The sequence below is a fragment of the Micromonospora narathiwatensis genome (assembly GCF_900089605.1).
GTDB classification, from domain to species: Bacteria; Actinomycetota; Actinomycetes; order Mycobacteriales; family Micromonosporaceae; genus Micromonospora; species Micromonospora narathiwatensis.
This window is the reverse complement of record NZ_LT594324.1, coordinates 4,792,917-4,814,064: the sequence shown is the minus strand read 5'-3', so window position 1 is coordinate 4,814,064 and position 21,148 is coordinate 4,792,917. Positions and strand designations below refer to the sequence as shown.

General features: G+C 73.6%; 16 protein-coding genes and 1 pseudogene. 14 read left to right on the top strand and 3 right to left on the bottom strand.

Annotation, left to right across the window (positions count from 1 at the left end; translation table 11 throughout):
- The first annotated feature begins 3 nt into the window (after positions 1 to 3).
- Positions 4 to 987, top strand: coding sequence for a porphobilinogen synthase (gene hemB / locus GA0070621_RS20950; RefSeq protein ID WP_091198551.1), 984 nt, complete (start codon positions 4 to 6; stop codon positions 985 to 987).
- Positions 988 to 1,090: 103 nt separating this feature from the next.
- Positions 1,091 to 1,615, top strand: a complete 525-nt coding sequence (locus GA0070621_RS20945; RefSeq protein WP_091198550.1) for a hypothetical protein — start codon at positions 1,091 to 1,093, stop codon at positions 1,613 to 1,615.
- Between the two features lie 13 nt (positions 1,616 to 1,628).
- On the opposite strand, the gene GA0070621_RS20940 is transcribed toward GA0070621_RS20945, so the two are convergent.
- Positions 1,629 to 2,621: an undecaprenyl-diphosphate phosphatase gene (locus tag GA0070621_RS20940; RefSeq protein WP_091198547.1), complete on the bottom strand. Its 993-nt coding sequence runs from the start codon at positions 2,619 to 2,621 to the stop codon at positions 1,629 to 1,631.
- Positions 2,622 to 2,806: 185 nt separating this feature from the next.
- Here GA0070621_RS20940 and GA0070621_RS20935 point away from each other — a divergent pair, with 185 nt between their 5' ends.
- The 12 genes from GA0070621_RS20935 to GA0070621_RS20880 all read left to right on the top strand — a co-directional run bounded on the left by GA0070621_RS20935 (position 2,807) and on the right by GA0070621_RS20880 (position 17,236).
- Positions 2,807 to 3,628 (top strand): COG4705 family protein, encoded by an 822-nt coding sequence (locus GA0070621_RS20935; RefSeq protein WP_167667112.1) that lies wholly within the window; start codon positions 2,807 to 2,809, stop codon positions 3,626 to 3,628.
- A gap of 125 nt (positions 3,629 to 3,753) precedes the next feature.
- Positions 3,754 to 4,431: a response regulator transcription factor gene (locus GA0070621_RS20930; RefSeq protein WP_091198545.1), complete on the top strand. Its 678-nt coding sequence runs from the start codon at positions 3,754 to 3,756 to the stop codon at positions 4,429 to 4,431.
- A gap of 73 nt (positions 4,432 to 4,504) precedes the next feature.
- Complete coding sequence (locus GA0070621_RS20925) at positions 4,505 to 5,914, top strand: sensor histidine kinase (protein ID WP_091198543.1); 1,410 nt, start codon at positions 4,505 to 4,507, stop codon at positions 5,912 to 5,914.
- 110 nt (positions 5,915 to 6,024) lie between these two features.
- The gene (locus tag GA0070621_RS20920; protein ID WP_091198541.1) at positions 6,025 to 6,573 is read left to right on the top strand and encodes a phosphatase PAP2 family protein; all 549 of its coding nucleotides are present in this window, start codon (positions 6,025 to 6,027) and stop codon (positions 6,571 to 6,573) included.
- 34 nt (positions 6,574 to 6,607) lie between these two features.
- Positions 6,608 to 7,255 (top strand): DedA family protein, encoded by a 648-nt coding sequence (locus GA0070621_RS20915; protein WP_091198539.1) that lies wholly within the window; start codon positions 6,608 to 6,610, stop codon positions 7,253 to 7,255.
- 213 nt (positions 7,256 to 7,468) lie between these two features.
- The gene (locus GA0070621_RS20910; protein ID WP_091198537.1) at positions 7,469 to 8,542 is read left to right on the top strand and encodes a glycosyltransferase family 39 protein; all 1,074 of its coding nucleotides are present in this window, start codon (positions 7,469 to 7,471) and stop codon (positions 8,540 to 8,542) included.
- 127 nt (positions 8,543 to 8,669) lie between these two features.
- Positions 8,670 to 10,547 carry a glycosyltransferase family 2 protein gene (locus GA0070621_RS20905; protein WP_091198535.1) on the top strand — a complete coding sequence of 626 codons (1,878 nt, stop codon included), beginning with the start codon at positions 8,670 to 8,672 and terminating at the stop codon, positions 10,545 to 10,547.
- Positions 10,541 to 11,716, top strand: coding sequence for a glycoside hydrolase family 26 protein (locus GA0070621_RS20900; protein ID WP_091198533.1), 1,176 nt, complete (start codon positions 10,541 to 10,543; stop codon positions 11,714 to 11,716). Before GA0070621_RS20905 ends, GA0070621_RS20900 begins: the two co-directional genes overlap by 7 nt.
- 181 nt (positions 11,717 to 11,897) lie before the next feature.
- A complete protein-coding gene (locus GA0070621_RS20895) occupies positions 11,898 to 12,389 on the top strand; it encodes a hypothetical protein (RefSeq protein WP_167667111.1) in 492 nt (163 codons plus the stop codon).
- Positions 12,390 to 12,401: 12 nt separating this feature from the next.
- Positions 12,402 to 12,935 carry a hypothetical protein gene (locus GA0070621_RS20890; protein ID WP_091198532.1) on the top strand — a complete coding sequence of 178 codons (534 nt, stop codon included), beginning with the start codon at positions 12,402 to 12,404 and terminating at the stop codon, positions 12,933 to 12,935.
- Between the two features lie 7 nt (positions 12,936 to 12,942).
- Complete coding sequence (locus GA0070621_RS20885) at positions 12,943 to 14,406, top strand: hypothetical protein (RefSeq protein WP_091198530.1); 1,464 nt, start codon at positions 12,943 to 12,945, stop codon at positions 14,404 to 14,406.
- Positions 14,407 to 14,461: 55 nt separating this feature from the next.
- A complete protein-coding gene (locus tag GA0070621_RS20880) occupies positions 14,462 to 17,236 on the top strand; it encodes a helix-turn-helix transcriptional regulator (protein ID WP_091198527.1) in 2,775 nt (924 codons plus the stop codon).
- Positions 17,237 to 17,262: 26 nt separating this feature from the next.
- On the opposite strand, the pseudogene GA0070621_RS20875 reads toward GA0070621_RS20880, so the two are convergent.
- Together GA0070621_RS20875 and GA0070621_RS20870 are read right to left on the bottom strand one after the other, a co-directional pair.
- Positions 17,263 to 19,887: pseudogene (locus GA0070621_RS20875) on the bottom strand (lamin tail domain-containing protein); the annotation flags it as partial.
- Between the two features lie 214 nt (positions 19,888 to 20,101).
- Positions 20,102 to 21,121 (bottom strand): GNAT family N-acetyltransferase, encoded by a 1,020-nt coding sequence (locus GA0070621_RS20870; protein WP_091198525.1) that lies wholly within the window; start codon positions 21,119 to 21,121, stop codon positions 20,102 to 20,104.
- Between the last annotated feature and the right edge of the window lie 27 nt (positions 21,122 to 21,148).

Genomic DNA, 21,148 nt, shown 5'->3' with positions numbered 1-21,148 from the left:
CCCATGTCGTACCCCGAGATCCGGCCCCGCCGGCTGCGCCGAAACGCGGCCGTGCGGCGGCTGGTCTCCGAGACCCGCCTCGACCCGGCCGAGCTGGTCGTGCCGATGTTCGTCAAGGAGGGGCTGACCGAGCCACGGGCGGTCGCCTCGCTGCCAGGAGTGCTCCAGCACTCCCGGGACTCGTTGCGCAAGGCCGCCGTCGAGGCGGTCCAGGCCGGGGTGGGCGGCATCATGCTCTTCGGGGTGCCGGCGACGCGGGACGAGTCCGGGTCGGGGGGCCTCGACCCGGACGGCATCCTCAACGTGGCGATCCGGGACGTTGTCGCCGAGGTGGGCGACGCCACCGTGGTGATGAGCGACCTCTGCCTGGACGAGTTCACCTCGCACGGGCACTGTGGCCTGCTCACCCCGGACGGCGCGGTGGACAACGACGCCACGCTGGAGGCGTACGCCCGGATGGCGGTCGCCCAGGCCGACGCCGGGGTCCATGTGGTCGGCCCGTCCGGGATGATGGACGGCCAGGTCGGCGTGGTCCGCCGGGCCCTGGATGCCGCCGGTCACCAGGAGGTGGCGGTGCTCGCGTACGCGGTCAAGTACGCCTCCGCCTTCTACGGCCCGTTCCGGGACGTCATTGAGTCGGCGCTGGAGGGCGACCGGCGCACCTACCAGCAGGACCCGGCGAACCTGCGGGAGTCGCTGCGGGAGGTCGAGCTGGACGTCGCCGAGGGCGCCGACCTGGTGATGGTGAAGCCGGCCCTGCCGTACCTCGACGTGGTGTCGGCGGTCCGGGCCGCGGTGGACGTCCCGGTCGCCGCCTACCAGGTCTCCGGCGAGTACGCGATGGTCGAGGCGGCCGCCGCGAACGGCTGGATCGACCGGGAGCGGGTGATGCTGGAGACGCTCACCTCGATCCGTCGGGCCGGCGCACAGATCATCCTCACCTACTGGGCGGTCGAGGCCGCCCAGTTGCTCCGCCAGCGTTACTGACCGGCGGCCCACCGGATCCCCGAGCGCCTGGCCGGTGTCCTGACAGTGGACGACCCACGACTTCGGTCGCGGGCCGGCGGCACGCTGGTCAGGGAGGTACGAGATGGGTGCATGGCGCAGGCTGACGCTCGGGGCGGTGGTGGCCCTGACGGCGGGGTGCACGGCAACGGTTCCGTCCGCGACGCCGGCCACCTCGGGCGGGGGGAGTGCCGCGACCGGATGCGGGTCGCGGATCGAGACGGGGTCCCTGCCCGGCTGGGCGGCCGCCGGGTTCAGCGGGGACACTCGCGTCCCGCACGTCTTCGGCGCGCAGGGCGAGATCGTCGCGGTGCTGTTCGCTCACCCGCTGGCGGTGGACCGACAGGACGGGGGCAACAACAAGATCCTCTGGGTCTCCCGCCCCGCCCCGACGCCGTCCGATCCGACGGCGGCGGCCGACCTGGTGATCACCGCGACCCTGGACGGGACCGACACCCGGGTGACCCGGGAGGTCGACGGCGGGCCGGGCCCGTCGATCGTCGACCTGCCGCGGGCCGGCTGCTGGCATCTGGACCTGCGGTGGTCCGGGCGTACCGACACGATGGATCTCGTCTACGCCGACGGCCGGGCCGCGCCGGACGGCACCTGAGCCGGCGTACGGCTCAGGCCAGGCTCAGCCAGCCGAGGCTGCCCAGCCCGGCGATCAGGCAGTAGACGCCGAACGGGGTGAGGGTGCGGGTCTCGAAGTAGCGGGTCAGGAACCTGACCGCGGCGTACGCGGTGAGCCCGGCCGCGACGCTGCCGGCCAGCACCTGCCCGTGGATGCCGGCGCCGAGGTCCCCGAACAGGTCGGGCAGCTTGAGCAACCCGGCGGCCAGGATCACCGGGGTGGCCAGCAGGAAGGAGAACCGGGCCGCGTCCTCGTGGGTCAGCCCGCGCAGCAGGCCGGCGGCCATCGTCGCGCCGGAGCGGCTGATCCCGGGCAGCAGGGCGAGGATCTGGGCGCTGCCGACCAGCACCGCCCCGCGGATGCTGCCGGCCGCCAGCCGGTGGTCCGACGCCAGGTCGACGGCGGCCTGCGACCCGGCGGGTCCGCCGACCGCCGCCGAGGCGTACGTGGTGGCGTCGCCGTCGGGGCCCACCAGCACCGGCACCGGGTCACCGGCCCGGGCGCCCACCGGCTCCGCGCTGGCGGCCCGCCGGCGCAGCCGTTCGGCGCCGAACAGCAACAGCCCGTTGAGGGTCAGGAAGACCGCGGCCGGCGTCGGCCGGCCGAGCACGGTACGGAAGGTGTGCTCCAGCGCCAGCCCGGCCAACCCGACCGGAATGGTCGCCAAGATGATCATCCAGGCCAGCCGTTCGTCCGGGCCGGTGATTCTGCGGCGGCGTACGGAGGTGAAGAAACCGCGGATGATCCGTACCCAGTCGCGCCAGAAGAAGACCAGCAGGGCCAGGGCCGTCGCCACGTGCAGCCCGACGACGAACGCCAGGTACGGCGACTCCGGGGCGGACACGTCCAGGTCGCGTGCCCAGCGGCCCCCGAGCAGCGCCGGCAGGATGACGCTGTGCCCGAGGCTGGACACCGGGAACAGCTCGGTCACCCCCTGCAGGGCGCCGATGACGAGCGCCTCCGGATAGGTCAGGCCGTGCGACATCTTCTCTCCTCGGGCGCGTACGGGTGGTGATCGTCGGATCGGGCCGGGACGCGGTGCCCCGGCCGGCACAGGGCTCAACGAGTCCGGACGCGGGGAGGCCACCGTCGCCGGGCACCCATCGCCTGACCGCACGTGGTGGGCGCGCTTCAGCCTGCTCTCAGCAGGCGGGTGGAAGTTTGCCGCGTATGACGCTGAACACGCAAAGCGAACGGCCGCGGCTGCGGCAGATGCTGAACAAGGTTCCCGAGGTGACCGCCTACTTCTGGATCATCAAGGTCCTCTCGACGACCGTGGGTGAGACCGCGGCGGACTTCCTCAACGTCAACCTCCACCTCGGCCTGACCGGCACCACGGTGATCATGGCGGTGGCGCTGGCCGCCGTACTCGTCTGGCAGTTCCGGACGGACCGGTACGTGGCGGGGATCTACTGGCTGGCGGTCGTGTTGATCAGCATCGTCGGCACGCTGATCACGGACAACCTCACCGACAGCCTCGGCGTGCCGCTGCCGGTGAGCACCGCGGTGTTCGCCGTGGCGCTCGTGGCCACCTTCGTCGTCTGGTACCGCAGCGAGGGAACGCTCTCGATCCACTCGATCGTCACCTCGCGGCGGGAGGGCTTCTACTGGGCGGCGATCCTGTTCACCTTCGCGCTCGGCACCGCCGCCGGCGATCTGCTGGCCGAGGGTCTCGATCTCGGGTACTGGCGCTCGGGGCTGATCTTCGCCGCGCTGATCGCCGTGGTGGCCTCCGCGTACGCCTGGTCGTGGATGAACGCGATCCTGGCCTTCTGGATCGCGTACGTGCTGACCCGCCCGCTCGGCGCGTCGCTGGGCGACTATCTCTCCCAGGCCCGCGACGACGGCGGTCTCGGCCTCGGCACGGTGATCACCAGCGGAGCGTTCCTGGCGACGATCGTGGTCCTGATCCTCTACCTGGGCGTGACGAAGCGGGACGCCCAGGTGCCGGTGGCCACGCCGGACCGGAACGCCGTCGTGTCACGGCGGTGAGCGCCGCGCCGGCCACGACGCCCCGGACCGGTGTCGCCGGGGCCGTCCCGAGGGATGATCGGAGGCGAAGTCGGCCCGCCCCGGACGGTGCGGGCCCCGGGAACGGCGCGAGAGGGGCGAAACCGGTGCGGGTGCTCGTTGTCGAGGACGAAACGGCGCTCGCGGAGGTGATCCGTGCCGGCCTGACCGACGAGGGGTTCGCCGTCGACGTGCAGCACACCGGCCCGGACGGGCTGTGGGCGGCCAGCGAGCACGCCTACGACGTGGTCGTGCTCGACATCATGCTGCCCGGCCTCAGCGGCTACGAGGTGTGCCGGCGGCTGCGCTCGCGGGGGGTCTGGACGCCGGTGCTGATGCTCACCGCGAAGGAGGGCGAGTACGACCAGGCCGACGCCCTGGACCTCGGCGCCGACGACTACCTGACCAAGCCCTTCTCGTTCGTGGTGCTGGTGGCCCGGCTGCGGGCGCTGGTCCGCCGGGGCGCTCCCGCCCGACCGGTGGTGATGACCGCGGGCGACCTGGCGGTGGATCCCGCGCGGCGGCTGGTCACCCGGGCCGGGCAGCCGGTCCGGGTGACCGCGCGCGAGTTCGCGCTCCTGGAGTTCCTCATCCGGCACCGTGGCGACGTGTTGTCCAAGACCCAGATCATCGAGAACGTCTGGGACGCCCACTTCGACGGCGATCCGAACATCGTCGAGGTGTACGTCGGCTACCTGCGTCGCAAGATCGACCAGCCGTTCGGCCGCTCCGCGATCCAGACCGAGCGCGGCATGGGCTACCGGCTGGCCGCCGACGGTGGCTGACCGCCCGACCGGCGAGGGCCCGCCGCCGGTCGCCTCAGCACCCTCCCGGCGGCGGGGTGCCTACGCTGCCGTCATGGCGGGCACGCGCGAGTTCCTCCGGGAACTGGTCCGACGGGTGCGCCGGCGGCTGGGGGTACGGCTACGGTCGGCGCTGGCCGCCGCGCTGGCGGTGGCGTTCGCCTTCGCCGTCGGGGCGGCGGCGTTCGTCTACCTGGCCCGCGCGGACCTGGTCGGAAACGTGGACGCGACGGCGAGGCAGCGGGCCGCGGAGGTGGCCTCGGCGGTCGCCGCCGACGACCAGGGCGCGCTCGCCCAGACGTTGAAACCCAGCCCCGCGGAGCAGACCCTGGTGCAGGTGCTCGACCCGTCCGGACGGGTCGAGGCCGCCTCGGCCGCGCTCGCCGGCAGCGCGCCGCTGTCCCCCCTGCGCCCCGCGCCCGGCCAGGAGTTGCGGGAGCAGCGGTTGCTGCCGTTCGCCGACGAGGACCCGTACCGGGTGATCGCCGAGGGGGTCGCCACCGGCAGCGGCACCCGGACGGTGCTGGTGGCGCAGTCCCTGCGGCCCGTCAACGAGAGCACGGAGGCGGTCGCCGCGGTCCTGGCCGTCGGACTGCCGCCGATGCTGCTGGTGGTCGGCGCGGCGGTGTTCCTGTTCGTCGGCCGGTCGCTGCACGCGGTCGAGGCGATCCGCCGCCGGGTCGCCGGCATCACCGCCCGCGACCTGCACGCCCGGGTGCCGGTGCCCGAGGCGTACGACGAGGTGCGGGCGCTGGCCGAGACGATGAACGGCATGCTCGACCGCCTGGAGACGGCGGCGGCGAGCCAACGGCGGTTCGTCGCCGACGCCAGCCACGAACTGCGCAGCCCGTTGGCCACCGTGCAGGCGGGCCTGGACCGGCTGGCCGTCGCGCCGCTGCCCGCCGCCAACGCCGAACTGGTCGGGCTGCTGCGTCAGGAGTCCGAGCGCCTCGGTCGCCTCGTCGCGGACCTCCTCCTGCTGGCCCGGATCGACGAGCGCGGCCCCGCCCGCCGCCACGACGACGTCGACCTGGACGACCTGGCCTACACGGAGCGGGACCGGATCGCCACCCGTCGCCCGGACCTGACCGTCCGCGCCCAGCTCGCCCCCGTACGGGTCAGCGGTGACGCGCACGACCTCGGCCGGGCGCTGCGCAACCTGGTGGACAACGCCGCCCGGCACGCGCGCTCCGAGGTGGTCCTGCGGGTGGCCACCGACGACGGGTGGGGTTGCGTCGACGTCACCGACGACGGCCCAGGGGTTCCGGAGGGGCAACGTGAGCGGATATTCGATCGTTTTGTCCGACTCGACGACAGTCGGGCCCGCACCGACGGGGGCAGCGGCCTGGGCCTGCCGATCACCAAGGAGATCGTCGCCGCGCATGGTGGCAGCGTGCGGGTGCTGCCCGGTCCGGGCATGACCGTCCGGATCCTTCTGCCGCTCGGTGGGGCCCGACCCGACTGACCGGCCCGGGTACGCGAGGCGTTTCAGCCTCCTCTCAGGCGCCGCGCGGCAGGCTGGAGGCAGCCGGCCGGGTGGGGGAGCCGGGGCGCAGCCGTGGAGCCGAAGACGCGATGAACTATCACCTGTTCGAGCTCATCAACGCCGCAGCGGGACAGAACGACCAGGTCGACGACGTCTTCGAATGGGCGGCCGTCTGGTTGATCTACGTGCTCGGGGTGGCCGCCGCGGTGCCCCTGCTGGGTGGCCTGCGGCGAGCACGGCCGGCGGTGGTACGCGTCGCGGCGGTGCTCGGCGTGGCCTTCGTGACCGGGCAGTTGCTGGCGGCCGTCAGCACCGAGGTGCGGCCGTTCCAGACCCATTCCGTACACCAGTTGATCCCGCACGACCCGGGGCCGTCACTGCCCAGCGATCACGCCACGGCGGCGTTCGCGGTGGCCTTCGCGGTCGGTGCGTTCCTGTCCTGGCGTTGGGGGGTGGCGCTGTCGGTGCTGGCCGTCGTCATCGGGTTCGCCCGGATCTGGACGGGCGTGCACTACCCGGCGGACGTGCTCGTGGGCGCGCTCGTCGCCGCCGGCGCGGTCAGCGTCGTGGACGCCGGCGGGCGGGCGTACGACCGGTGGGCGCGGCGCCGTCCGCCGAGCGCCGCCACCGGCCACTGAACCGCGTCCGCCCAGCTTCCCCGGAGGTCCCCCGTTGTCAACGCCGCAGGCACTCCTCGCCGCCGGTCCCGGTTTCCTCGCTCCGGAGTGGCTGATCTCCACGTTCGGTTTGATCGGCATTCTGGCCGTCGTCTTCGCGGAGTCCGGCCTGCTGATCGGCTTCTTCCTGCCGGGTGACTCGCTGCTGTTCACCGCCGGGCTGCTCGTCGCCGACGGCCGTTATCTGCACCAGCCGCTCTGGCTGCTGTGCCTGTTGGTGGCCGTCGCCGCCGTCGCCGGTGATCAGGTGGGGTACGCCTTCGGCCGGCGGGTCGGCCCCGGCCTGTTCCGCCGCCCCGACTCGCGCCTGTTCAAGCGGGAGTACGTCGAGCGGGCCAACCTGTTCTTCGCCCGGTACGGCGCCCGTTCGATCGTGCTGGCCCGTTTCGTGCCGGTGGTGCGGACCTTCACCCCGATCATCGCCGGCGTGTCCCGCATGCACTACCGCACCTTCCTGGTCTTCAACATTCTCGGCGGGGTGCTGTGGGGCGCCGGGGTCACCGTCCTCGGCTACTTCCTCGGCCAGATCGGCGTCGTCCGGTCCAACATCGAGGTCATCCTCATCGGCATCGTGGTGGTCTCCGTGCTGCCGATCGGCGTCCAACTGCTGCGCTCCCGCCGGCGGGCCGCGGCGTCTCGCTGACCGTCTTGCGGCTTTTAGTCGGTTATGCCGCATATCAAGCTCAGTGTCGAGCTTGGCTCACTATGCTCCGAGGTGACAGTCAGTCACTCGACCCGGACTCCTGACGTGGTTCGTGCCGCTCGGGTTGGCACGCCACCAGGACGCCGACCATGGCGTCGCCCCAGGGCGCCTCCGGGCCTGGACCGCCAGAACCACGGAGATGCGTGAGTCACGATGAACGACGCGGAAACCATGGTCCTGCCCCGGCTCGGGCCGGCGGGGGCCAGCGTGGAGGACCCCTGGGGGGAAGGCCGTGGCGCCGTACCCGGTCGACCGCCGGCCGTCGCCCCGGCCTGGCGGGTGGCGGCGTGGCTGGTACCGGCGCTGATGATGGCCGCAATCAGCGTGGCCAGGGCCGGCGGACCCGGCCCGCGGGTCGAGGAGGCCGCGGCGTGGCGCGCGGCCACGTCGTCCTGGCGGGACATCCTGTACGCGGGCGATGCCGCCGTCGCGCCCTACCACCTGCTGATCCGGGCGTGGGCAGCGCTGTTCGGCACCTCCGAACCCGCGCTGCGCGTACCGTCCGTGCTGGCCATGACCGCCGCCGCCGCGCTCGTCGCGGCGACCGCGACCAGAATGTTCGGGCCGGGCACCGGCCTGCTGGCCGGTGCGATCTTCGCGCTGCTGCCGACCTCGGCGCGGTACGCGCAGCAGGCCCAGCCGTACGCGCTGGCGCTCCTCGCCGCGGTGCTCGCCACGGCACTCCTCCTGCCGGCCCTCGACCGGCCGACGCCGCGCCGCCTCGCCGTCTACGCCGGCTCGGTGGTGGCGCTCGGCCTGTGCCACGTCGTCGCGCTCCTGCTCCTCGTCGGCCACGGCTGGATCGTGTTCGCCTTCCGGCGTGGGGTGGCCGCCCGATGGCTGGCGGCCGTCGCGGCGGGCGTGCTGCCCGCGGCCGTGCTGCTCTGGACCGCCCGGCGACCCGCGAACTGGATCGGGTCGGTCGCACACCCGAACCTCCGGGCGCTGGCCGAGCTGCCCGGGCAACTGTTCGGCCTCACCGCGCTCGGGGCCGTGCTGCTCGGGCTGGCGCTGTTCAGCCTCCCGCTGCGCTACTCCGCCGCCGTCTACTCGGCGTGGGCGGCGGTGCCGCCGCTCGCGCTGCTGCTCACCGCCCAGGCAACGCCGATCTGGGAGCCGCGGTACCTGCTCTTCACGCTGCCGGCCTGGGCGACGCTCGGCGCGGTCGCCCTGGCCCGGCTCGGCGGTGGACGGGCGATCCGGCTCGGCGCGCGTACGGACGGCTGACGGTCGCCGTGCCCGAGAGATCCGCACTACTCATCCCGACTGCCCACTGGGCCGCACCACCGCCGGGTCCGTGGCGAGCAACATCCAGACTCATGGGGGAAACGTGGCTGTCGCCGCCGAAACACGAGTGTCTCCAGCCAGGAAGAAGGGGCCGTCCCGCGCCGGTCCACCGACCACCCACTCCAGCCGACCGGCACCCGACCGGCGACCGGACCGCCGGCAGCTGAACATCGGGGCCCGACTCGCGTACGCGAGGTGCGGGGCGACCGCCGGACCGCTGGTCGCGCCCCGGCACCCACGGGCGGCGGTCGAGTTCCGGCGCGTCGCCTCGCCCACGGCCCGGGTGATCCTGACCCTGCTCGTCCTGGTCAACAGCGCGGCCGGGCTGCTGTTCATCGGCTGGCTGCTGCTTCCCGAGCACGTACCCGGATCGGGCGTGATCGGGCTCGGGGACTGGCGGACGATGGCGGCCCGGCTCGGCTTCTGCGTGGTCGTCGGTGTCGAGCTGATCCGGCTCGCGCAGAACGTGGTCGTCTGGGTGTTCGCGTTCAACGCCAAGGACCCGGTCCCGGTCGATCCGCCGGTCGGTCTGCGGGTGGCCCTGCTCACCACGATCGTGCCCAGCAAGGAGCCGCTCGACGTCGCCGAGCGGACCCTGCGCCGGCTGCGGCAGCTCGTGTACTGCGGCCAGGTCGACGTCTGGATCCTCGACGAGGGGGACGACCCGGCGGTGAAGGCCATGGCCGCGCGACTCGGGGTACGCCACTTCAGCCGCCGGGGCCGGCCGGAGTACAACCAGCCCACCGGCGAGTTCCGCGCCCGGACCAAGTCGGGCAACCACAACGCCTGGCGGGCCGAGCACGAGCACCGGTACGACGTGGTCGCCAACGTCGACCCGGATCACGTGCCGCTGCCCAACTTCCTCGAACGGACGCTCGGCTACTTCCGCGACCCGGACGTCGCCTTCGTGGTGACGCCGCAGGTCTACGGCAACATGCACCAGAACTTCGTCGCGCACGGCGCGTCCGTCCAGCAGTACCTCTACAACGGACTGATCGCGCGGGGCGGCAACGGCCTGGACGCGCCGCTGCTCACCGGCACCGGGCACCTCTACCGGCCGGCGGCGTGGCGGAGCATCGGCGGCTACCAGGATTCGATCATCGAGGACCACCTGACCAGCATCCGCGTCCACGCCGCCACCAACCCGGAGACGGGCAACCGGTGGAAGGGCGTCTACACCCCGGACGTGGTCGCCATCGGCGAGGGCCCGACGTCGTGGGCCGACTACTTCAACCAGCAGAAGCGGTGGGCGGCCGGCATCTGCGAGATCCTCGTACGCCCCGAGCTGCGCGCGCCGCGGACCCTGCCGTCCCGGCGACGCTGGCAGTACCGCCTGCTGCAGTTCTACTACCCGAGCGTGGCGGTCAGTCTGCTGCTCGGCAACGTCGCCACGGCGATGTACCTGCTCACCGGGGTGAGCACCGCGCAGCTCGACGTCACCGTGTGGTCGATGCTGTGGGGCTCGACCCTCGGCACCTGGTTCGTGCTGTGGCTCTGGCTCCGCCGCTTCAACATCGCGCCCCACGAGCGGGAGGAGATCGGCATGGTCGGGATGGCGCTGGCGCTCTTCGCCGGGCCCGTCTACGTGGCCGCCGGGGTCGGCGCGCTGCTGCGCCGGAAGCTCGGGTTCGTGGTGACGGCCAAAGGGAAGCTGCGCACCATCGAGTCGCTCGGCACCTTCCGGCTGCACTTCTGCTGGGCGGCCGTCGCCGCCGGCCTGCTCGGCGCGAGCGTCGTGCTGGGCAACGACTTCACCCTGCTGCGGGTGTGGCCGGTCCTGACGATCCTGACCGGCCTCGGTCCGCCGCTGATCGCGCTCGTGTCGAACGTCCGGGCCCGCCGGCAGCAGCGCGACGATCCGGCCGAGCTGCCCGCTCGCGCCGCGACGGAGGAACGCCCCGCGCCGACGGCCCGGGTGGCGGCGCACGGAGGTGCGCGATGGTGAGGCTGACTCTGCCGCGCGTCGGGATGGTGCTGGTCGGCGCGCTGCTGCTGGCGTACGCCTTCGCCGTGGCGCCGGCCGCCCTGTCCGGGAACCGGCAGGACCCCCCGCCGGGCCGGCTGATGGTGCCCGAACCGAACGCGATGGTGACGGCGGAGGCGGTGGCGCCGGCCGGGTCGAGCGCCTCGCCCCGCCCGGCGCCGGAGGTCTTTCCGCCGTCCGGCAGAACGTTCATCGGCGTCATGACCGACAAGGGCCCGCACGACTTCACGGCGTTGGACACGTTCACGAAGGCCGCGAAGTACCAGCCGCAGGTCATGCTCTTCAGCGCGGGCTGGGCGTCCGACCGGTTCGACCGGACGCTCTTCGACCGGGTCAGCGAGCGCGGGATGATGCCGATGCTGGGCTGGGAACCATGGGACTACGAGGTGGACAAGGCGGCCCGGAAGCAGAAGCTGCCCGCTCGCGAGATCGACCGGACCCGGTCGACCCAACCGCGTTACCGGCTGTCCCGCATAGCGCGCGGCGACTTCGACAGCTACCTGACGTCCTGGGCCGAGGGGGTCAAGTCCCTCGGCTACCCGGTGGCCATCCGGTTCGCGCACGAGATGAACGGCGACTGGTACCCGTGGTGCGAGAAGGCCAACGACAACCGGCCGGGCGACTACGTCAAGGCGTGGCGCCACGTGCACGACGTGTTCCGGAACGCCGGGGTCACCAACGCCATCTGGGTGTGGAGCCCGAACGCCCGCTGGAGCAAGACGACCCCGCGGCTCGCCGAGCTCTACCCCGGCGACGAGTACGTCGACTGGGTGGGGGTCAGCGGCTACTACGGCACCGGCGCCTTCTCGACGTATTGGACCTTCGACGAGATCTTCGGCCCCACCATCAGGGAGATCCGGACCTTCACCGACCGACCGCTGGTCGTCACCGAGACCGGTGCCTCCGACGGCAACGGGCGCAAGGCCGAGTGGATCCGGCAGACCCTGCGGGGGCTGCCCGGTCACAAGGACATCATCGGCCTCATCTGGTTCGAGGTGAACAAGGAACTGGACTGGCGCATCGTGAGTTCACCCGCGGTGGCGGCGGCCTTCGCCCAGTCGGTCGCCGCCCGTCGGTACGACCTGCGCTGGTCGCCCGACATGCTCCCGCGTACCCGGCTCGACGAGTAGTCGGGGCCGGGTACGCGGGCATGCCCGGGCACGTCGCGGCATAGGGAAACACCCGATTACCGCCACCCGGCGCGGCCCTACCGTGGACCGTATGGCTCGTCACCCGTCTGTCGTGGATCGTCCCGACCGGTTGCCCGACCCGGGACCCCACCGTGGTTCCGGGGCGAGGACCCGGCGGGCGGTGCCGCTGCTGCTGATGCTCGCCCTGCTCGCGCCGGCCGCCTGCGACGGCTCGTCCGGACCGGCCGACCAGGCCGGCGCCGACGCCGGCTCGGGAACGGACCCCCGTTCGGGCACGGGCAACGACTCGGTCCCGTCCTGCCCGCTCACCGCGGCGCAGGTGTCCGACCTGCTCGGGCAGCCGATGACCGACGAGGGCAACTGCCTGTTCGGCGACGGGAAGGGCGTCGCCAGTCTCACCATCACGATGGCGTCCCAGACCGCCGGCGCGACGACCTACGACTACCAGCACGACCAGGCCGGGAAGATCTACGACAAGGTCGTCGACCTCGACCACGGTGACCGGTCGTACGTGGCCGCCAAGGACATCGAGGGCCAGGCCGTCGTCGTGTCGCCCAAGGGCAGCTACACGTTGACCATGAGCAGCTTCGGCATGGACGTCGGGACGTACGAGCAGAAGCTGCGCGCGCTGCTCGACGCGATCCTGGCCTGACGGGAGACCGGAATGCGGAAGAATCGCCTGGCGGTGCTCGGCCTGACTGTTCTCGCGCTCACCGTACCGGTCGGGTGCGGCGGGTCCGACGACAAGCCATCGGCCGGCGGCCAGCCGGCTCCGGGCCCGGCGACGTCGGCGGAGGCGGTGACCGAGGAGCCCACCCCGAGCGGGCCGGCGGCCCTGCCCGACGCCTGCTCGCTGGTGCGCAAGCCCGAGGCCGAGAAACTGGCCGGCACCGGGTTGGACGACGCGCAGGCCGTCCAGGACACCTGCACCTACACCGCGCCGGTCACCGGGCCCACCGGGCAGGTCGAGGTCTACGTCGGCGACGGCGCGAAGAAGTACCTCGACATCGAGCGTGACCTCGGGCATGAGGTGCGACCGCTGTCCGGGGTGGGCGACGAGGCGTACGCCACCCTGGAGGGGTTCTTCATCAACAAGGGCGGGGTCTGGGTGGCCGTACGGCTGGTGCGGCTCAACGACCCCGCGGAGAACCGCCAGGCGCTGGAGGCGCTCGCCCGTACCGTCGGCACCCGGATGTGAGTCGGTCATGCGAGGGCACCGAGGGCGGGCGCTGACCGCCGTCGCCCTCGCGGTCCTGCTGGTGCTGACCGGCTGCGGCAGCCTCCGGCCGGCCGCCCGCTCCGGCGACGCCGCGTCGAGCGGGGAGGACCTCCGGTACGGGGCCGCCCCCGTACCCGGTCCCGAGGTCACCCTCCAGCCCGACGTGGTGCTCGTCGGCGGCGGTGGCCGGTCGGTCCGGTCGGTCACCGCCGACGGCCTGACCTGGCGCCTCGACCGGCACGCCCGGAACGCCGATGACCTCGCCCCCGGCAAGGTCATGTTCGTCACCGGGCGGGGCGTGGGCCGGGTGCTGGACCTCGCGGCGGACGGCGACGACCTGCTCGTGACCATCGGCCCGGTGGACATCACCGAGGTCATCCGCGACGGCACGTTCGAGAAGCGCGGCCTCACCCTCGACGACCCGGTCATCTACCCGGCGGGCGAACCGTCGTGGGCCGAGGACTCGCCCCCGCCGCCGAGCACCTACGGCCGGAGCCGGCCGATGCGCCAACTCCCGGCCCGCGCGTCGGCCGACCAGCCGGTGCAGCCGGGACCCGAGCGGGGCGGCACGGCCAACACCAGGGCGCACGGCTACCAGGTCTGGTCCACCTGCTGCACCGACGGGGTCGGCGCGCACTTCACCTACGACGACGGGGGCGTCCGGCTCGTCGGTACCGTCACGCTCACGTTCAACCGGCCGAACGCCGCCTTCCACCTCGCCATCGGCGCCGGCCGGGTGAACCGGGCCGAGTTGGAGATCGGCGGCGGCTTCGGGATCAAGGTCGAGTTCGAGGGCGGCATCAGGGACGGCCAGAACCACAAGAAGTCGTTCCCCATCGCGGCGGACATCTCGTTCCCGATCGGCCAGCTGGTCGGGATCCCGATCTCGTTCACGATCAGCCAGACGCTCTCGGTCGCCACCGCGTTCGGCGCGAAGGTGGGCACCGTCAAGGGCGCGGGCGAGTTCGCCCTCGCCGGATCGCTCGGCTTCGGGTACGCCAACGGCACCGTCGGCCCGCGGATCGCCAAGAACTTCCAGCGGAAGTCGAGCCTGATCAACTCGCTCACCGGGGTGCCCGTCGGGGTGATGGGCCTGGTCATCCGGCACGGCGTCCGGTTCACGGTGGGGATCAGCGCCTTCCTGTTCAAGGCCGGCATCTACTTCGAGCTGACCACCTCGTACGGGTCGACCCTCGGCTCGGCCCTCGGGGCCGCCCTCGCCGAGTGCCGGGGCGTGGCGATCGGGGTCCAGGCCGTCTTCGGCATCGGCTACCGCATCCTGGAACCGGTTGTCGAGGTGATCAACAAGTTCCTGAGCCTGCTGAAACCGAGCAGCGCACCGGCGATCAAACCCATCGGGGCGGAGAGCGGACCCCGCTGGAGCGCCGACGTCTACCGCAACGAGGAGGTGATCCCGGACGTGGCGGTCTGCGGACACCCGCCGCGGTGACCCACCACGCCCCCGGGTACGGCGTCCGCTGGCGTGAGCGTGCCATCATCCCGCCATGGATGTCGCCCTGGTCGGCCGGGACGCGGTCCTCGGCCGGGCCTGGCGGGCGCTCGACACGGGAGCGACGGTGCTCGTGGAGGGCCCGAGCGGGATCGGCAAGACGGCCCTCTGGCGGGCCCTGGTGGCCACGGCCGAAGGGGCCGGCCGGCTGCCGCTGACCTGCGCCCCGACCGAGACCGAGGCGGCCCTGCCGTTCGCCGCGCTCGCCGACCTGCTCCGGCCGCTGGCCGGCCGGGTGCCGACCCTGCCGCCGCCGCAACGTGTCGCGGCCGAGGTGGTGCTGCTCTCCGCCCACCGTGACGAGGTGATCGACGAACGCGCCGTCGGCGCGGCGACCCGGTCCCTGATCGAGGCCGCGATGACCGACGCCACGCCGGTGCTGCTCGCCGTCGACGACGCGCCGTGGCTCGACCCGGAGAGCGAGCGGGCGTTGCGGTTCGCGCTGCGCCGGCTCGCTCCCCGGCCCACCGTCCTGGTCACCCGGCGTACGGAGGGCGCGGAACCCGCCGCCGCGCCGCTGGGCCTCGACGACGGCCGGCCGGACGTCCCGCCGGTGACCCGTATCGGCCTGGCACCGCTGGGCGCGGGAGCCCTGCACCACATCGTCCGGGCCCGGCTGGGCGGCACGCTCAGCCGCCCACTGCTCGCCCGGATCGCCCGGGACGCCGGCGGCAACCCGCTGCTGGCCATCGAGATGGCCCGGGCGGTGCTGCGGCTGCCCCGCCCGCCGTGGCCCGGCGAGGACCTGCCCGTGCCGTCGTCGATGCGGCAGCTGCTCGCCGACGCGCTGCGGGCGCTGCCGGCGGGCAGCCGGGACGCGGTACGCCTGGCCGCGCTGCTGACCGTACCCGCCGTGGCCGATCTGGCGGCGGCCGGTGTGTCGGCGGAGGTGTTCGACGCGGCGGAGGAGGCCGGCCTGCTGACCGTCACGCCGAGCCGGATCAGCTTCGCCCACCCCCGCTACGCCGCCGCCGTACGCGGCGGCATCCCGCCGGGTGTCCGGCGTCGCCTGCACCGGACGCTGGCCGACGCGGTGTCCGATCCCGACGAACGAGCCCGGCAGCTCGCCGCGTGCACCACGGCGCCGGAGAGCGCGGTCGCCGCCCTGCTCGCCGAGGCCGCCGAACGCCAGCGGGCGCGCGGTGCCCCCGCGGTCGCCGCCGAGCTGTACGAGCGGGCCGCCGAACTCACGCCGTCCGAGGAGGCGGACGGCCGGGACCGGCGTCGCCTGACCGCGCTGCGGTGCCGGATCGACAGCGGCGACTACGCGGCGGCCGGTGCGGCGGCCGACGCGGCGGCCGGGCAACTGGCCGGCGAGTCGCGGGCGGAGGCGCTGCTGCTGCGCGCGATGGTCGCCTGGTGCGCCGACGACCTCCCCGCCGCGGTGTCCGCGGCCGGGCAGGCGCTGGCCGCGGCGCCGGCCGGCACCCGCCTGGCCGGGCGGATCCACGCGCACCTGACCCTGTTCGAGGACGCGCCGGAGGCCGCCAGGCGGCACGCCGAGGCCGCGATCGAACTGCTGCCCGACAGCGACGAGGACCGGTCCCTGGTGACCGCCGCGCTGTTGCTGCTGTTCTTCCACGAGGTACGCGCCGGGCTGCCGGCCCGGATGGAGCTGCTCGGGCGGGCCCTGGCGCTGGAGGACGGTGAGCCGTCCTGGCTGGCCGGCACGATCCCGGCGATCTGGTGGAAGGCGACCGACGGCCACGACCGGGCACGAGCGCGGCTGCACGACATGCTCGGCCGGGCGGTGGCGCAGGGCGACGAGCCGTGGCAGCACGAGCTGCTCACCCACCTCGGCGAGACGGAGCTGCTCGCCGGCCGGTTCGCCGCCGCCGGCGAGCACATCGCCGCGGCCCGGGAACTCGGCGAGCAGATCGGCAGCGGCCTGGTCGGCGAGACCTGGTTGGCCGGGACGCTGGACGCGTACCGGGGGCGACTCGCCGAGGCGACCCGGGTCGTCGAGGCCGGCCTGCGCCGGGCCCGTGACCTCGACGACGCCTGGTGCCGGCGGATCCACCTGCAACTCGCCGGCTTCGTCGCGTTGTCCGCCGGCCGGATGGGCGAGGCCGCCGCCGCGTACGGCGAGCTGGCGCAGGCGCTGGACGGTTCCGGGATCGCCGAACCGATCGCGCAGCGCTTCGAACCGGACTGGATCGAGGCGTGCGTCGGGGCCGGTGACCTCGCCACCGCCGAGAAGGCGCTGGCCCGCCTCGCCGAGCGGCACACCCGGCTGGCCCGGCCGTGGACCTCCCTCGGTCTGGCCCGGAGCCGGGTGCTGCTGGACAGCGCCACCGGGGCCGACCCGTCGCAGGCGCTCGCCGCGCTGTCCGCCGCGCGGGCGGCGGTGCCGGCGGACGTGCTGCCGCTGGACCGCGCCCGGTGCCTGCTGGTCGCCGGGCGGGCGCTGCGCCGGGCCCGACGCCGGCGCGAGGCCCGCGCGGCGCTCGACGCGGCCGACGCCGAGTTCACCACGCTCGGGGCGGCCGCGTTCGCCGTTCAGGCGCGGGCGGAGCTGACCCGGATCGGCCGACCGTCGACGGCGTCGACCGTGCTCACCGCGACCGAGGAACGGGTGGCCCGGCTGGCCGCGCAGGGGAGCACCAACCGGGTCATCGCCGACACGCTCTTCATCAGCCCGAAGACGGTCGAGGCCAACCTCGCCCGGGCCTACCGCAAGCTCGGCATCTCCAGCCGGGCCGAACTGGGCGCGGTGATGGGCAGCCGGCCGGGTACGGACGCGCCGGCCGATCCGCCGGACCCGACGTAGCGCCGCGACGATCCCGGTCGAGCCCGTCAGTCGTCGTTGCGGATGGTGCCCACGGCGACCGGGTCGGCGACCCGGAGCCCCGGCCCGCCCGACACGTACAGCTTGAGCTGCTTGTCCGCCTCGACCGTCCGGTCACCGTGCACGGTCACCGGGAAGGCGAGCGACGTTCGGCCGGCGGCCAGCGTTCGGCAGCCCACGTACGGGTCGTAGTCCCGGCCGGCCCGGGCGGTGGTGCCGTAGGTGCTGGCGCAGATCAGGGCCGGCTCGGAGAGCGGCCGGGACACGCTGGCCTTGAACCTCAGGGTGGTGCTGCCACTGTCGCCCTCGACCACCGAGGCGTCCGCCACGCTCAGCGACGCGCGGGAGCGGAACCGGGCCACCTGCGGGTCGTGGTCGCTGGCCCCCCGGTCGCCGAGCCCCCGGGTGTCGGTCGGGTAGTCGGCGTTGATGTGCGCCGCGCGGGCCTGCACCAGATCGCCGTGCAGCTTGTCGTTGACGAAGAGGTTGTCCAGAGTCTGCGCCTGCCCGTCGAAGGCGTACGAGTAGGCCCCGGCCGGCGCCTCCGTCACCAGGTCGTCCCAGAGGCTGCGCAGCCCGGCCTGGTACAGCGGCCCGAGCTGGTCGGAGGGGGTCGGGTGCGCCGCGGTGGCGATCGGATCGTCCGGGCGCGGGAAGACGTTCAGGTCGCCGCCGTAGACGATCCGGGCGTCGGGGTCGGCGGCCTGGACGGCCCGCACCAGGGCGGCCCCGTACGCCGCCTGCTCCCGCCGCTGCCCGACCCGGGTGTCCGGGCCGGACGAGTAGTGGTTGGCGACCGCCCAGAGGGTGAGGTGCTCGGACGATCCCGGTTCCGCCGCCACGGTGAAGCGGGCCACCTGCGCGGCCCGGGGGTAGACGTTGACGCCGTCCACACCGGTGGAACGGTCCACGCCGGCGGGCAGCACCGCGTTGAACGCCTTCGGGTTCCGTACGTCCGCGTTGGACGGCGGCCCGGTCGAGCGGTACTTCACGGTCGGCGCGGCGCCCAGCAGCGGGTCGGCGGCGGTCGCCTCGGCCAGCGTCAGCCGGTCGGTGCGGTAGAGGAACGCCGAGGAGACGCCCCGGGCGTCCGAGCCGGCCCGGTCGTACGCCGCCGCGTATTCCGGGCCGCCGTTGGCCGCGATGGCCAGCGCCAGCTCCTGGAGGGTGTCCGGCGCGCCGTCGGCGTCGTCGGTGTCCCCGCAGATCAGCCGGCCGCCGGCCACCGAGCAGATGTCCTGGTCCTCGACCTCCTGCACGAGCAGCAGGTCCGGGCTGCGCAGGCTGTGCACGATCTGCCGGGCCGCCACGCCGAGCCGGTCGGTGTACGCCGCCTCGCTGCCCGGCAGGTAGTCGAACGGCGGGTCGACCCCGGGGCAGCCCGGGTTGCCGACGAAGTCGCAGCCGTCGAACGGGTCGTCCCGGTAGTCGTAGAGATTTTCGAGGTTGTAGGTGGCGACCGCGATCTCGTTGGACCGGTCCGCCGGCTGCGGCGGGTGGTTCGCCGCCGGGTCGACGCCGGCGGTGAGGGTGAGCTGCTCCGGTTGCACGCTGTACCGGCCGAACGCGGACGAGACGGCGCCGAAGGCGTCCTCGGTGAGCGTGTCGTAGGTGCGGGCCTCCGGCAGCAGCGCGGTGGAGTCTCCGGCGGTCGCCTTCACCCCGGCCCCGCCGAGCAGGATCCGCTGGCCGTTGCCGTTGTCGAAGAGAGTGCCCGGGACGTCGTCCAGCGGATGCGCGTCCCGGTACACCCGGCGGGCGTACGGGTCGGTCCGCTTCATGATCGGGTCCTCGCGGTCGACCAGGTAGATCTCGGAGTCGGCGGTGGCGGCGTAGACGCGCCGCGGGGCGGAGACCCCGCTGCCCGAGCGGACCCGCATCCGGGCGCCCTCGTGCCGCTCCCAGAACCGTTCGGCGGCGCTCGCGTCGGCCGGCGGCACGGCGTCGTCGACCTGCACGACGGTGTCCACGTCGAGCCCGGAGTCGAGCTCGCGCACCAGCGACGCGCCGGAGAGCTGGGTCTGGTGGAAATGCTCCTGCACCCGGGCGCGCAGCACCACCTCGTCGCCGACGGTGGGGGTGTAGCCGTCGGTGAGCGTGGTGGACGAGCCCATGGACACGAAGATGCCGTCCGAGGTGAGCGCGTCGCCGTCCTCGGTGCCCTTGCGACTCTGGAGATAGAAGCCGTACTGCTGGTCGCCGCCGGAGCCACGGGTGAGCGACAGCTGGGTGATCACGCCGCGCACGTCGTACAGCGCGATGCTGGCGCCGTTGCCGCTGGGCGGGGCGAGCGGCGACCGGCCGGCGCGGCCCTGCACCTCGCCCACCGAGAGCAGGGCGACGGCCTGCACGGTGAGGGTGCAGGTCGCGGTGTCGCCGTCGGCGTCCGTCGCGGTCACGGTGACCGCGTACGAGCCGGCCGGAAGGCCCGTCGCGGTCAGCGTCGCGGTGGCCGTGCCGCCTTCCCCGGCGTCCGGCTCGACCGAGGTACGGCTGATCGAGCCGCTCTCCGGTGCCGGGCTGACCTCGGTCACCGCGAGGTCGGCGACGTCGGCGTCGGTGACGGTGACCTGGCGGGTCGCGGTGCCGCCCGCCTCGACGGTCAGCGTGCCGCCACAGACCAGCGCGGCGGGCTGCGCGAAGGTGAGCAGGTTGGTGGGCGCGGCGTCGGCGGCGGGCGGCGCGACGCCGACGGTCGCGACCGAGACGGCTGTGGTGGCCGCGAACACGGCGAACCTGCGGCGCGGTCGCATCAGGCCTCCACGATCAGCGGGCGGGAACTAACGCACGTTAAGGGTCGGCCCGGTCCGCCGTCCACCCCCAGGGCGGCCGGCTGGCGGCGTCCGCTCACCGGTGCGCGTCAAGGCGGTGGACCAGCTCGGCGACGTCGACGCTGTATTCGCACCACTCCCGGTCGGGGCGGTAGCCCAGCTCCGCGTTGACCTTCAGCATCGCCTCGTTGGCCTGGGCGTTCCAGGTCTGCACCTCGACCAGCTCCGGCTCGGCCGAGCGCAGCTCCAGCAGCATCCGCGCCTTGATGGCCCGGTCGATGCCGTAGCCACGGTGGTCACGCACGACGATGGTGTCGTACTGGTCGGCGCGGGTCGGGTGCTGGGCCGGCACCACCACCTCGGTCAGCCCGGCCACCTCACCAGTCTGCTCGTGCAGGGCCAGCACGATGTACGGCTTCATCCCCCGCCGGTGCAGCGTGTCCAGGCTGGCCCGCAGCCGCTCCGGATCGTACGAGCTGGGCCGCAGCTCGCCGTCGTCGACGTCGCGCACCTCGGCCTTGGCCCGCGCGTACGCCTCGATCAGGTCGTCGGGCGGGCCGCCGGGGCAGAACTCGAGGTGGTATCCGGCGCTGACGCCGGTGGCCATCTCGGCCAGTGCCGGCCAGCCCACCGCGTTGAGGTCGAGCACGCTGCGCGTCTCGACATATTCGCGGGTGAAGCCGAGCGACTCGTAGAACGCCACGGCCGGGGTGTCGCCGACCACCTCCACGCCGATCGACTGGAAGCCCTCGTCCCAGACCCGGCGGGCGGCCACCCGGATCAGCTCCCGGCCGAGGCCGGTGCGCCGGGCCGTCGGGTGCACCAGCACCTCCAGCACCCCGATCCCGCCGAGGAGCAGCACGTTGACGTGCCCCAGGATCGGCCTAGGGCCGTCGTCGTCCGCGGCCGGCTCGGCCTGGGCGATCCAGGAGATCCGTCGCTCACCGGGCATCACCTCGGAGAGGTATTCCCGCAGCGACCTCTCCCGCCAGGGCGGATCCTGCGGCAGGTCGGCTGCCAACACGGCGTTCAGCGTGTCCAGCAGCGACGCGATCTCGGCGGACGACGCGTTCCGAGGGTCCCACTCGCGCACCATCACCCGTCTAGCTTGCCGTCAACGGCT